This is a genomic window from Spirosoma liriopis (assembly GCF_023196085.1).
Taxonomy (GTDB): domain Bacteria; phylum Bacteroidota; class Bacteroidia; order Cytophagales; family Spirosomataceae; genus Spirosoma; species Spirosoma oryzicola.
In genome coordinates, this window is the sequence record NZ_JALPRF010000002.1 from 623,526 (window position 1) to 636,325 (window position 12,800).

General features: G+C 52.5%; 6 protein-coding genes. 1 reads left to right on the forward strand and 5 read right to left on the reverse strand.

The window, feature by feature from the left end:
- Window positions 1-82: 82 nt before the first annotated feature.
- The 5 genes from sov to M0L20_RS11725 all read right to left on the reverse strand — a co-directional run bounded on the left by sov (window position 83) and on the right by M0L20_RS11725 (window position 11,889).
- A complete protein-coding gene (gene sov / locus M0L20_RS11705) occupies window positions 83-7,738 on the reverse strand; it encodes a T9SS outer membrane translocon Sov/SprA (RefSeq protein ID WP_248477115.1) in 7,656 nt (2,551 codons plus the stop codon).
- Between the two features lie 455 nt (window positions 7,739-8,193).
- A complete protein-coding gene (gene ruvA, locus M0L20_RS11710; RefSeq protein WP_232561152.1) occupies window positions 8,194-8,784 on the reverse strand; it encodes a Holliday junction branch migration protein RuvA in 591 nt (196 codons plus the stop codon).
- 96 nt (window positions 8,785-8,880) lie between these two features.
- Window positions 8,881-10,257: a neutral/alkaline non-lysosomal ceramidase N-terminal domain-containing protein gene (locus M0L20_RS11715; RefSeq protein ID WP_248477116.1), complete on the reverse strand. Its 1,377-nt coding sequence runs from the start codon at window positions 10,255-10,257 to the stop codon at window positions 8,881-8,883.
- 155 nt (window positions 10,258-10,412) lie between these two features.
- Window positions 10,413-11,153, reverse strand: coding sequence for a ferritin-like domain-containing protein (locus M0L20_RS11720; protein WP_248477117.1), 741 nt, complete (start codon window positions 11,151-11,153; stop codon window positions 10,413-10,415).
- 16 nt (window positions 11,154-11,169) lie between these two features.
- Window positions 11,170-11,889 (reverse strand): ferritin-like domain-containing protein, encoded by a 720-nt coding sequence (locus M0L20_RS11725; RefSeq protein ID WP_232561154.1) that lies wholly within the window; start codon window positions 11,887-11,889, stop codon window positions 11,170-11,172.
- Window positions 11,890-12,138: 249 nt separating this feature from the next.
- On the opposite strand from M0L20_RS11725, the gene M0L20_RS11730 reads away from it, so the two are divergent.
- Window positions 12,139-12,633, forward strand: coding sequence for a DUF4126 family protein (locus M0L20_RS11730; RefSeq protein WP_248477118.1), 495 nt, complete (start codon window positions 12,139-12,141; stop codon window positions 12,631-12,633).
- The last annotated feature ends 167 nt before the right edge of the window (window positions 12,634-12,800 follow it).

Consider the following 12,800-nt stretch of genomic DNA (forward strand, 5'->3'; position numbering starts at 1 on the left):
TTCGGCAAGCGGCCAAAAAAATAGCCGACCCGAAAATGGGTCGGCTAATCGAAAAGGTAAGGGAATTTCGTAAAAGCTCGCGTTACTCAGCCAGATTAAACTTGACCTGAACACCGCCCGCCGTGGTTGCCCGACGGAACGAGTTGGAGACTAGTGGATCGTTGAATGTCCGGTCGAAATAAAAATTGAGGTTCAACCGGCGATTTACGATGTAGCTAACCTGCGGACGAAGCTGAAAGTTTACGTTACCGGCGGTAATAATCTGCTCGGCGTCGAGTTTTCGCTGAATCGAGCGGGTGTCCCGGAAGGTCATGTTACAGGAAAACGTCAAGTCATTTTTCAAACGTTTGTACGCACCGTTGATCCGGAAGGGAACCCGGAAGTTCTGTTTGGTAAAACCAATCGAAGCTGTCAGATCCTTGTTGCTTAACTCAGCTACCTGCGCATTCGACAAGCTCAGGGCTATATCCCGGCTTTGGTTGTACTCAAGGCGACCACTCACGCGACTCTTCGTCTGGAACTGAACGCCAAACATCGGGGCAAATTTCTCCGACATCGTGATGGTGCTCATCGCTAGGACGGGTACGTATTGATTGAGTTGGTTGACGATAGAAGCCGGAGAAAAATTCTGGACGGCCAGGTTGACATAAGCGGCTCCGTAATCCAGGTTGGAGATAAAGTTGCCAACGCTGTAGTTGGAGGTGTAGCTATGCGTGAGCGTAAACGCACTGAATCGTTTCCGAATGAAATCGAGTCCCGACAGGCCGTTGTAGTCAACGCGCCAGTTGGGAAGCGGGAAACTGTAGAACGGCGATAACTGTGCTTTCTCTTTTGGCTGACCGCTGTAAGCGGCAAAGAAAGCCGGAATCAACACGTCCTGCGACGTTCGGGTGTACTGGCCAACTCCTTCCTTGTTGAGTGCCGTCAATCGATTAACGAAATACTCGCGGTATTCTTCAAATCGATCAAAAATAGGCGAGGTGTTGTCTTTTCGCAGGCCAATAAACGCCGTACGGAACGACCAGAACGACATACTAAACTGTCCATTCCGAACCGGCGATTGCGTTTCGAACGGACCGCCCTGCGTAGCTGGCCGGTAATACTCCTGATACACATCAGAACGGGTCAACCGCCATTCTACCTGCATCCGGAAATCCTTGAAGGGTTCCAGTGTGGTGCGGGCGCTGAAGTTTTTGGCGATGCTTTGCTGGAAGGCGGTATTCTGCACGGTACTCGGCGACAGCCAGCCCTTTTGAGCGGCTTTGTAGGCAATGTTGTAATCCTGCTGACCGAGCACAAATCCTAGTCCTGGTGCATTTTCCTTGCTTAAACCAAAGAACCGGGGCGTTGGCAAAAAGCCCGGCAGAATTGTCGATTCCTGAATAGTGTACGAAAAGTTGATGCCCCGAACCGTGAGCAAAGCCCGCGTGAAATTCTTCAGCACTTTGCTTTCGCTCCGGTCGATTTCTTCAATATCACCGGGGTTCCGGGCAAAGTTCTTGCGAATGGGCGAGGGGGTGTTCGCGAAACGCAGGTAGCGAATTTTGTTGTACAGCCGGATCAAATCAACGCGTCCCGTAACGCCCTGCTCGCGGTCGTTGCGTAAAATATTGCCGAACGGTACGCCCGATGAATCGGCAACGCCGAACGAATTGGCCTGAAACTGGTAGCCTACTTTGTACAGAGCATCAGCTGCCATCCAGTCGAGCAGGGGAATTTTGTCGAGTGGTAAGCGGTACGTTGCCCGAATCTCCTGCACGAAGTTTTTGATACGACCCAAATGCTTGATGCTGTTGATAATCGAGTCGCGCTTGGCCTGCGTATTGATGTCACCCGCCGGTTCGTCAATGATGGCGTTGGCTTGTGCCTTATAGGTCAATACCAGACTTCGCGTTAGGTTCCAGGTCAGATCGTAGTATCGGTTAAACAGGAAGTACTTCTCAAATTGAGGGGATATTCCGTTCGTGGTCAGGTCCGAGGAACGTAATTGTGTTTTGATAAAGCTCCGGTCCACATCGGTCCGAATCGACACCAGCGTTGGCAGCGGAGTTATATTGAAATCCTTGAGCCAGCGCAGATAAGGGACTTCAAACGACGCCTTGTTACGGAACGGTTCAAAGGTTTTAGGCTGACCGCTGTAGGTGTAAGCGATGCCTCCCCGCGTCTGCTGTTGCAGGTACTCCTGCGTCAGAATGTTCGTTCGCTTCATGTCATTGTAAGCGTACGTAAACGACAGGTTCTCGAAATCGTAGAAGTGCGTTTTCGCGTTGGCATTCGTCTTCACTTTCCGGACGTTGGAGAAATTATAACCCCGTCGGGTGGTGTTGTCCTGCACGAGTTGGCGATAGCTGTTCCGCTCGGCTCCTTCCGCTTTTGTCGAGAGCGAGGTTTCCAAAGGCGTATCAGGGTCAAGTGGGTCAAAATGCGGATCGACGTTTCGGTGGTCGTAGTTGACGTACAGCGGAATGCGGAAGCCCCAATTTTGCGGTAAAAACTTGTCCAGTGCAATCGCCGACGAAACGCCAAATTCGGACGTTGTTTCGCGGGCTCGATCACCAATGCGGGTCTGTACACCACCGAAACCAAACGTCGTGATGCGACCGGAAGCGGTTACCGTTGCCAGGTCTGCCAGTTTCATGTTTACGAAACCAATAGCCGCCATACCCGCATGTTGGTCATAGCCGTAAGCGCGTAGTTCATCGACCCAGATGGTAAAGGTTTTTGACCGCTCGCCATCACCTACCAGCTTCGGATTACGCATCCCGATCATCACCGATTGCACCGAGCTAAGGTCCGGGTTACCAACGACAGTAAGCTTGTAGCGACCATCTGCCGACATTTCCGTAAACGCCAGCGCCGTCTGACGTGTGTACTCCCGATTCCGGTTGGCTTTTAAATTGATCAACTCCGAAATCGCCAGATCCAGATTGTTGGCTTCGGGCCAGACCCGCAACCGCAACCCTTCGTCATTGGGGTCACCCGTGATGTTGGGTGGAGTATGCACCAGATTTGGAATTTCGATTTCGTAATAGTTATCCGTATAGTCCGTACCCAACCGAATGAATGCCGACACCTGACCGGATTCTTTATCGGGGTTGTGCATGTGGACAAACATCTTGATGCGCTCCCGGAACAACAAATCCATGTTCACGTTGCGGAACGCCCCCCGCGAATCGCCGTCGCGCAGGTTTGTTACGCTCATCCGCATCGACTGTTCGTTCAGCTCAACCGTGCTAACCTGCGTGTAGTCGCGGTCGCGGACGTAGCCCGGCGGAACGGTATAGATGTATTTTTCGCCACCCTGCTGCGATACCTGCTGACTGCTGTTTTCTTCAATGTTGACCGTCGAAACCGTAAACTGAGCGTCGTAAGGCTCCGGCACTTCCTGCAATCCCCGTTGGTTCAGGTCACCCGTGTATTTACGGTACTGGTTGGCCTCCATCTGCAATTCGGCGAAACGCATGACGACGGGTTGCTCGAAATCCGTAAGGTACATCCGGATAAAGCGCATGGATTTGAATCCGTTGATACCCCCTACTTTACGCGTTGGCTCCCGGACTGGAATGCGGAACTGGTACCAGGTCACGACTCCGCCCGGCGCTCCCTCGGAGGGAACCGTCACTTTGTCAATGATGTACTTGTTCTGTCCAACTTCAAGCTTGCCCGGACGAAGGTCTAGTTCGTATTCGTAATATGCTTCGTTATCGTTGATGGTATTGTCGAGGTTAAGGTCCTCAATGTCGGGTAAGGTTGTCGAAGCGGGGGTCAGAAACTGGTTTGTGGTCGTGTTTTCGGGCGAGTTGTTTTCCATGCCCATGTAGTTTTTGTACCGCGCCACGATGTATCGTTGCTGGTCGGCTTCTTCACCGAGGTAGAATCTAAAATCGTCACCAGCGGGGTCCTGTTGAATAGCCGACAGCGCAGCGGTGTTCGTAACTCGACCCTGAATGGTATTCAAATAGCTCTGAAACTGGGTTCGTTCGGCTGCGTTACCCAAACCATCTAGGCCAATGTCCTGCCGTTCACGTCCGCCACTCTGAAACGCATTGGTGACAAACTGCTGGCTCGGCGCGCGGCCCCAGGGAGTTTGCTCCGTTCCAGGATTACGTGAACTGATCGTCGAATCGATTGGGAAGCCGTTCTCGAACTCATAACGACTATCTTTTATGACGTCCTCCGAAATGTCACCAATGTTGAAGATCAGCTTACCACCGGTTGTGTTGTTGGTGTTCGTCACGTTCGGGTCGTTGCTGCCGCGCACTATACCAGCCTGCCCGGTCACAAACGGGTCCATGAGCCAGAAGGTCAGGTTCTCGATGTTTGCATTGTCGAAGTCAATGTCCGAAGCAATAGCCCGTGTAACTGCTCCGAAGTTTTGCCGAGCATTAGGTAACTGACCGTTAGGATTAAGGTTCGGATTGTAGTTATACATACCCCGTTCTGCCGGGAAGTACGACACGTCCAGAATGCTTTCGGGCAATTGCACCGGGCGGACCGACCGGCCAGGGAACAAGTCTTGCGGCAGGAAATAACGCTCGTAAACGTTTTTCTTGACCTCGTCGGGGTCAACATTGGACACGACACCCTGCGAGCCCGGTGTATACAGCGTTGGGTCCACCGAGTATACCGACATGTGCGCCCGGTTGTAAGCCGACTCAAGCGGATTCTGGAAGCTTCCCTGCGGAAACTGCTGCGGTGTTGCTCCCAGTCGCCAGCGGGTAGGCTGGCGGGTCAGGTCAAAGATTGTTCGGGCCGCTTCGAAGTCGTCCAGGTAGCTTTCGTTACGGGCGCGAGGGTTGGTGCCGGGCAGCAGCTGAGCCACTTCACCGCTAACCTGAACGGTTGACAGTTCTTTGGTTTGCACCATCGGTAGCTTGTCGAGCAGTCGGGTCAGACCGGGTACATCTTTGCGGATGTTGGCGTTTAAACCAAGAATCGTGTTGTTGATCGGTTCGTTGCCGAGGGCCACGCGAGTCAGGTAACCAGCGGGCGTTTCCTTCATGTGCATAGCCGTCAGTCCGATACTGACATCGCGGTTGATGGCGTAATCCAAATGAGTACCGACCAGGGTCCGAATCTGGTTCTGGAACAGGTCGGGTTGTTCGTAGCCAATCCGAATTTCGCGACCAGAGTTACTAACGCTTTCGTTGATAATACGCAGTCTGCCGGTCTGCGGCTCAAATACGTAGTCGGCTCCGGGCGACAGGGGCACCCCACCGGCTGTTACTGTAACCGATTGCTCATTGACCCCGTACGGCAACTGCACTTCCGCGCCGTTACCCGATTGGAAAGCGCCCTTGAGGAAAAACTTGTTTTTACTCGCTATTTGCTGTGCATCCGCTAAGGTCGTTCGGTAAAGCTCGTTGAAAACGTATTTCGCCCGAAGTGCTTCTTCATCCGCTCCGAATTGTCGTTCGAGGTAGGAGCCGAAGGGTTCCAGCACCGGGAATATGATTTTCCCGTATCGGCTATCGACGGTAATATTCTCGACGTAATCAAAGTTACCGTCGGGCTGGGCGTCGAGCTGCTGGTTAAGCCGGTCCATACCAAACAACTGTACCAGCGGACGGTTCTGCGTCAGGCGACCCTCTTGCAGGTTCGGGTTATCGATACCCGTGAGGTCATCCTTGTAAATAACCCGTAGTTGAAACCCCTGACGGGCAATCTGGGCAGAGTTGATCGAGTAAATGTTTTTCATCATCAGATTCCACATCGGCAACTGAAGGTTGTTGCGAATGGTCGATGATTTCAGGAGTTTCAGGACCAATACCTCGTCGTCCTTGCGTGACTGGTAATCTTCGGTCAATTCACCGACTTTGTAGCGACGGCCCTGGTAGGTATATTCGTAGGCAACAGCCAGAATTTCGTCGTTACGCAAGGGCGTCACCAGCGAGATGTAGCCCAACTCCGGCTGAAGTTTGTACTCCCGGTCAGTCAGGCGCTTCGATGCCCGCAATAGATCGTAATCGGTTCCTTTGGCCAGACCAAACGAGTTGGTCAACTGGTCGGAAGTCTGGTCGACCTGTCGGAAGGGCGCATTCGCGTTGACGGTCAGTTTCGAGAACAAGCCGTTGGCTGAGTTGTCTGCTGGGGTCCGGCCATTACGCGAGAACGGCTGAACGTTGGCATTGGTCTGATTGTACGGATTGCCTTCGCCTAAATCCTGAAAACCAACCACGTTGCGAAGCGATTCGGTGGTGTTCGTCCGGTTCGTTACGTAAACCTCAATCCGCGTGACGTTCACACCCGATGTGACCTGTGGCAATGACCGCAACGATTGCTCGTAGATGTTTCGGAAAAACTGCGACAGGAAGAAGTGCCGGTTTTCGTCGTATTGATCAGCCCGGATCTCAAAGGGTCGGTTCGAGGTTCCCCCCCGTAACACAATTTCCGTCTTCCGCGACCGCTGCTGTGACAGCACGACCGTAGCGTTCAGTTTCCCGAAGCGTAGTTGGGATTTCACCCCAAACAGGTTCTGTACACCCGGAATCAACTGACTGTTGACCGCCCAGCTGATATTGCCGACTTCAAGACCCTGGATAATGCTTTCGTTCTGGGGAGTAAAGCCGGGGAGTGTACCGTTGGCTCCCGGTACGCCCGGTAAGCTGGGCGTGTTCGGTAAGTTGGGCAGGTTTGGCAAACCCTGGCCCGTACCAAACGCGGGTAAGCCGCCACCCGGTTTGTAGTTGACCTTAAGCGCGTTTTCGAAGTTAAAGCTGGCTTTCGTGTCGAAATTGGCCAACACGCCTAGTTTTTCTCCAATCTTTCCGTTGAAATTGATACTGATCTGCTCATTGAACAGAAAGTTACCGTTGCGACGCTGCCGTACCGGAAGAACTGGGTTGTCGATAAACTGATACAGGTAGCCAAAGTCGAGCGTGACAAAGCCGTTGGGCTTGAAATCGACGTTGCTGCCGCCAAACAAACGATCAATAACGGGCGGTAACTCTAATTTGGGTATCAGCCCGCGCCCAGTTACGGCACTTTGTCCTTCACTGCGGGCGCTAAACTCCCGTAAGACATTTTGACCTACCCGCTGATTCTGAAGCTGGTTGTAGGTATCGTAAGGAACCGTCTCGGACGGCCGGTAGGGCATGCCGTACTGCGAGGGGGGCAACGCTAAGCCCGGAACCGGAATACCAGGTGAGATTGTCCCCGGTGGGGTTGTGCTAGGAACGGCTGCATCGGGAAACACGGCCGTGGAGCTGCCTGGTGTAGCAATGTTTGTTCGGCCCTGGACGTTGTTTGGCGTTGGTGCACCCGACAGTGAAACTCCCGTGCGGACCCGTTCCGAAATGTCGACGCGACCTGTGGGGTCGAGGTGGAAATCGGTTGAAACACCCTTCGGATCACGCAGAATAAACGGTGATCGTGACGGACGCTCCGAAAAACGCGTAGCCCGTCGGTCGGGCCAGTTGACCGTTGGTCGCCGGTTGGCGCTGCGCACCGCCCGGATACTATCGTTGCGGTCTTTGACGGCTTGCTTAATGGAATCCGCCCGTATAACAGCCCGTCGCCGGACTTCGGCGCGCGCCGAGTCCTGAGCTGCTTGCTGCCGACGCCCTGCGGCTCCGCGCCGGGTGGGGGTAGTCGGTTGATTTTGCGCCGTAGCCAGGCCTGCACTCAGTACAAGCCATAGTAGGGGTATAAGCGTTCCGGTTCGTACAAACACGATCCTCCCCGTAAAAGAGAGGTAAGCGTTACTTATGTATTTGTGAACAAGGTAAGGGTTCACCATCGGCAATACTTTCAAGTTCGGGAGTGGTAGTGCGTACAAGCGCCTTACCTTAAACGGCCAAAATTAAACCAATCGTCTAATCGAACGATAGATTTTTTAAACGGTGCCCAAACAAACATTTATGCGTTGTTGTTTAGTCGCGGCCAACGGTAAAAATACACGAATTTCAGTGGATTTTAATGTATGCACTTCCCAAACTTTAACGATAAGTTTACAAACGGACTTAAAGAAGTAGAAATAAAGTGCGGGGGTAAACTAGGATTTTGTCAATCAAAAGAGTATGATACAACTAAGAGAAGTTAGCCCGAAGCAATAAAGTATAGTTGATAAAGCAGTATTTCTTAAGCAGTAAGCCCCGGTGAAAAAGTTAGCGTACAGGAGGGTAACGATCAGTATTGAGAAAGAGTCAACCCTGATTGATTAACCAAGGTTGACTGGAGAAAAATACGAATGGATCAACGCAGTGCCCGGCGAATTACATCTTCGACGCTTAGTGCAGGGTCCGCTTTGAGGGCATCGTCCACACTTTTCTCAGCGGTCGGTTTAGGGAAGCCAAGGGCAACGAGTGCGGCCAACGCTTCTTCCCGAACCGGGTTTGTGGCTGGCTGCTGACGGTAGGTTGGACCATCGGGAACGACACCGGCCTTTTTCATTTTATCGCGCAGTTCCAGAATGATGCGTTGCGCCGTTTTAGCACCGATCCCTTTAATGGCCTGTACCGCCCGAACATTTTCGCCCAGAATTGCCAGACGAAGATCGGCGGGCTGCATGGCCGAGAGCATGCCAAGCGCTGTGTTAGGACCCACCCCCGAAACGCCAATCAAATCCAGAAACAAGGCTTTTTCATCGGCTACCGCGAACCCGTACAGAATTTGGGCGTCTTCACGAAACAGGTGATGAATAAACAGTTTGATGCGTTCGCCACCACCGGGCAATGTTGAGTACGTTTGAAGAGATATGTGGACTGCGTATCCGACACCGTGTACGTCAATAATCACGTACGTTGGTTCTTTGTAGGACAGCACTCCGTCTAAGTAAGCGATCATTCAGCGGTTAAAAGACGTGTAATCGAAGCAGTTAGAATAAAGTAAAGATACGAAAAAAGTGCGACTTTTCGTGTGGTCAATGGGTAATTCAACCCGCTACTTACCGGGCTTGGTCGGGTCGATTTTGTTGAGCAAACCGGTCATCATTTCTTTGAAATAGTCGCCGTTGTACGGACCAAACCAGTTCATGTCGCGGACTTCGTACGCTTGCCGGTTGTAATAACGGTCAGGCGTAATATAACCGATATAACCACCGTCGAAGCTGGTAACCATTAGGTTAAGTCTTTTTTGAGCCGCTACCGGGTTCAGCTCCGCAGCCAGTTCGCCCGAAAAGTCACAGGGAGTCCCTAGCAGTACCGTTTGTCCGATACGCAACGCTTTCAGATCGGACGGATAATCGCCGTAGAGCGCATAAAACAACCACGGACGAACGCGCCAGTTGCCGAATACGCGCGGATGCGGTTCCCGCAAACCAAGCGGTAAAGTAAGAATAGATAGCGTGCTATCTGGGCGAGGCTGAATCGTCGGGACGGTGCGCTCGATACGAACGGCCAGATCACCAGCGTAGTTGCGGATTTCCTGAAAGTCAGTTTTTCCGCGTGGTTCGGGAGCGGTACTGCCAACGGCACCCGCCAGAAACACGGCGAAACTGGCCGACTTTTTCTCCAATCGATCCACCAGCGAACCGGGGTAATCGCGGCTGAGGTAAGCGCTGTTGTCGCCGTCAAAAAGCGTGGGATGACCGGCAAAGGTGCAGAGCAGCGCTGACTCGCCGGTGGTCTTTTTTAATTCCAGTAATCGAATTTTACCATCGAGCGGGCCGGTGGGGCCTGAGGAGCTAAGCCGGTTCGAAATAAGGTCAGTCGCGTCGGTTTCGCCAAAGCCAACCTGTACCGGAGCCATGTTGGCCTGCGCGTTGCGAATAGCGGTCAGAACGCTTTCGGTAATGCGATTGACAATTTTTTCGTCGTAGCCACCCGCGATCAACTGACCGACCAAACGAGGAGCCCAGCCACCCATGCTGTTATGCGAATGAATGGCGCCCATGTACACGTTCTCCCACCGTAGACCGACTTCGGGCAGGCGTTTCTTGAGTGCTTCCGTAACCGTCGGTGGTGTGATGACCAGATCAAGTCCAACCACGGCAACTTTGGTATTCCCATTGTCGAGCAGGATAGCCCGGACAAAAATAGAATCAGCAATTGTTTTCCAGTGCTTTCCCAGTCGTTCGCCGTAGCCGCCCGTGGGGGTCGTGTAGGAAGGAGTCATGTTTACCTTGGCCCATCCCGCCCGTAAAGGTTGTCCGGTTGTCAGCGGAGCCGGTAACTGCGCTAACCGTTGCTTGGTTTGCGCATAATATGGCATCTCACGGTACGGCGTATCATCGACAGGAGCTAGACTGATGGCTAAAAAGCAACCAATAAAAATCAAAAGTCCTGCTAGGACTTTAAGGATAATACGGACGAATTTCATACCGGCATGGCCGCCGACGCTGGCGAATCTGGGCGCAAGCAACAAAAAAAGACCCGGATGGGAAAGGAAAACGAAAAAGGCACCGGAGAAAATCTCCAATGCCTTTCTTCACTATACCGGTTTCCCGGCCTCCCTATATTCGACCGTTCGCGGGGTTAGCCCAGGAACGGTTTTACGATGGCTAGCACTAGATCACTCGTCAGGGGTTCATCGAATGCTTCACGAATGGCATCGTCTGATTTGCCCGTCAAGGTTTTTAAGTTAATTCCAGCTTGGGTAAACGAGGTCTGTGTCGTATCGGAGACCCACCCCTTCAGGCCTTGCATCCGGCGAATTTCTGACGCGTGCCGCGCTTCGACGGAGTGAATTTGCAGCGCTATCTGTAGAATATCTTTGTCGTTGATAAGTCTACCTGCCTGGCCTTTGTACGCCTGAACGCCCGTATCTTCGAAGGCGCGAGCAGTGGTTAGAAAGGAGGTTGTGTAATTGGTAAAAGTACCCGTCGGAAATTTAAACGTTGGTTTTGCCACAGCAGCAGCACCTAGAGCTGTTTTCAATAGATTGACGTGCGCCGTTTCGTGCTTGCTGATCTGGCTGATAACGGTTCGATCCGTCGATGGAATAAGACCCGATGCCGCAAGACCCGCCTTATAAAATTCATCTTCGAGGTATTCGAGTGTCAGCGCGAAATTAGCCACCTCGATAGCCGCTTGCGAAGGCGTGGTTGTACCCTGGGCAAACGCTTGGTTGAACGAAGTCGCTACGAGCGTTGGAACAGCCGCAGCGGCCAGGTTCGTGCCGAATTTGATCAGGTTGCGACGCGAGTAAAAGCTGTACCGCTCGTTCGCTTCCGGATCAAGCTGCTCAATATCAGTAATTAATTTGAAAAAATTCATGACGTTGGGGTGGGGTTTAAGCCGTTGGAAGATTAGAACCGCTCAGTGGCGTTTGCACAAATTTCTGCGCTGTTGGCAGTATGTCAGCGGGCTTGGTGGCTGGGTCGAGACCCGTCGTGGGAGCAACAACATCATCACCCGCGAAGTCGGCTGATCTTGGGTTAATCAGATCCCGGATAGCCGCAGCATGCCGGGCTTCTACCGATACGATCTTACCAGCCAGCAGCAGGTAGTTCGCATCTTTGATGAGTCGGCCCGCACCATTGTAAGCCGCTACGCCCAAGTCTTCAAACGCTTTCGCCGTACCCAACACACTTGTCCGATCGCTGAAGTTGATGCCCGTAAAGTTGGGCGTTAAGTCGGCAATTCGGTTGGCGGCTGGGATGGCCGCTTTGAAAAACTCGCGGTGAATGATTTCGTGATCGCGAATGTCGGTCAGAAGCGTTTTTTCCGCGTCGCTCATGTTCGTGTACGGCGTGGCAATCACTTGTGTATAAAATGCGGCTTCCAGTTGTTCCAACGCGTACGCATAATTGAGAATACCTACGTCGCCCGTGCCCAGATCAACGGTTGAGGGTACGGTGGTTGGGTTTTCTTCATCTTTGCAGGAAGCTAATATCGCTCCTCCGGCTACCGCAGCTCCCGCATACCGCAGAAACAACCGGCGTCCTACCATCACTGGCTCTAACTGACCCGGCAGCATGGACAGGCCCGAATCTTTCTGTTCTTGATTCATGTTGGAAAACGTTATGTGTGTCGAAAAGACCGTCGTTTTTCAGACGATGTACTACACTTACGGCGACCGCTTACACTTGGATTCATTGACAAGCAGAAAGAAGAGTTTGATAGTCTGAATGGGTAGTTGTCTTACACGAAAGAGGACGTGGCTAATAGACAGTCGATGAAAAGCTGTAGTAAAACCCACATCGTAGGAAAAACAAAGGGTCATTCGGGCTGTTTGGACTGAATAGCAACGCTAAACAACATGATTCGATCCTACCTGAATGCATTTCAAATAGGTATAGTAGCGGGCATGCGTGCCTTGTCGGCTCCGGCGATGGTTAGTCATAAACTGGCTCAGATGCAGCCAGATCCGCTGCCTGATTCAAAACTTCATAGCCTGGCATCACCGAAGACGGCAACTGTACTGAAAGTGATGGCTGTTGGCGAACTGATTGGCGACAAACTACCCAATACGCCAAACCGAACTGAACCGTCATCCGTAGTCGGGCGAATGGCTTCGGGCGCTTTATCGGGGGCAGCCCTCAGCGAAGTTGACGGAAAAGACGCTCGCTATGGAGCAGTGATGGGTGCTGCGGGCGCGCTTGTCGGCACGTTTGCATTCTTCCATCTTCGGCGCTGGCTCACGCACGAACAAGGTCTGCCTGATCCGGTGGTTGCGTTGGCCGAGGATGTTATTGCCGTTGGAACGGCGTGGCGACTAATTCACCAGTCTAAACCGGCTGATGTTGCCGCTTAACCTACCCGCACAAACAGGCAGAACAGAAAAGGCGCATCGGAGATGCGCCTTTTCTGTTTGAAATCTAGTCATCGTATTATCTTTGCCCTCCCAATATTACTTTCTTCAACGGCATCTTAATAACTTGCGTAAAGCGGCCCGACGGCTAGCGGCCAGTCTTTCGCTTA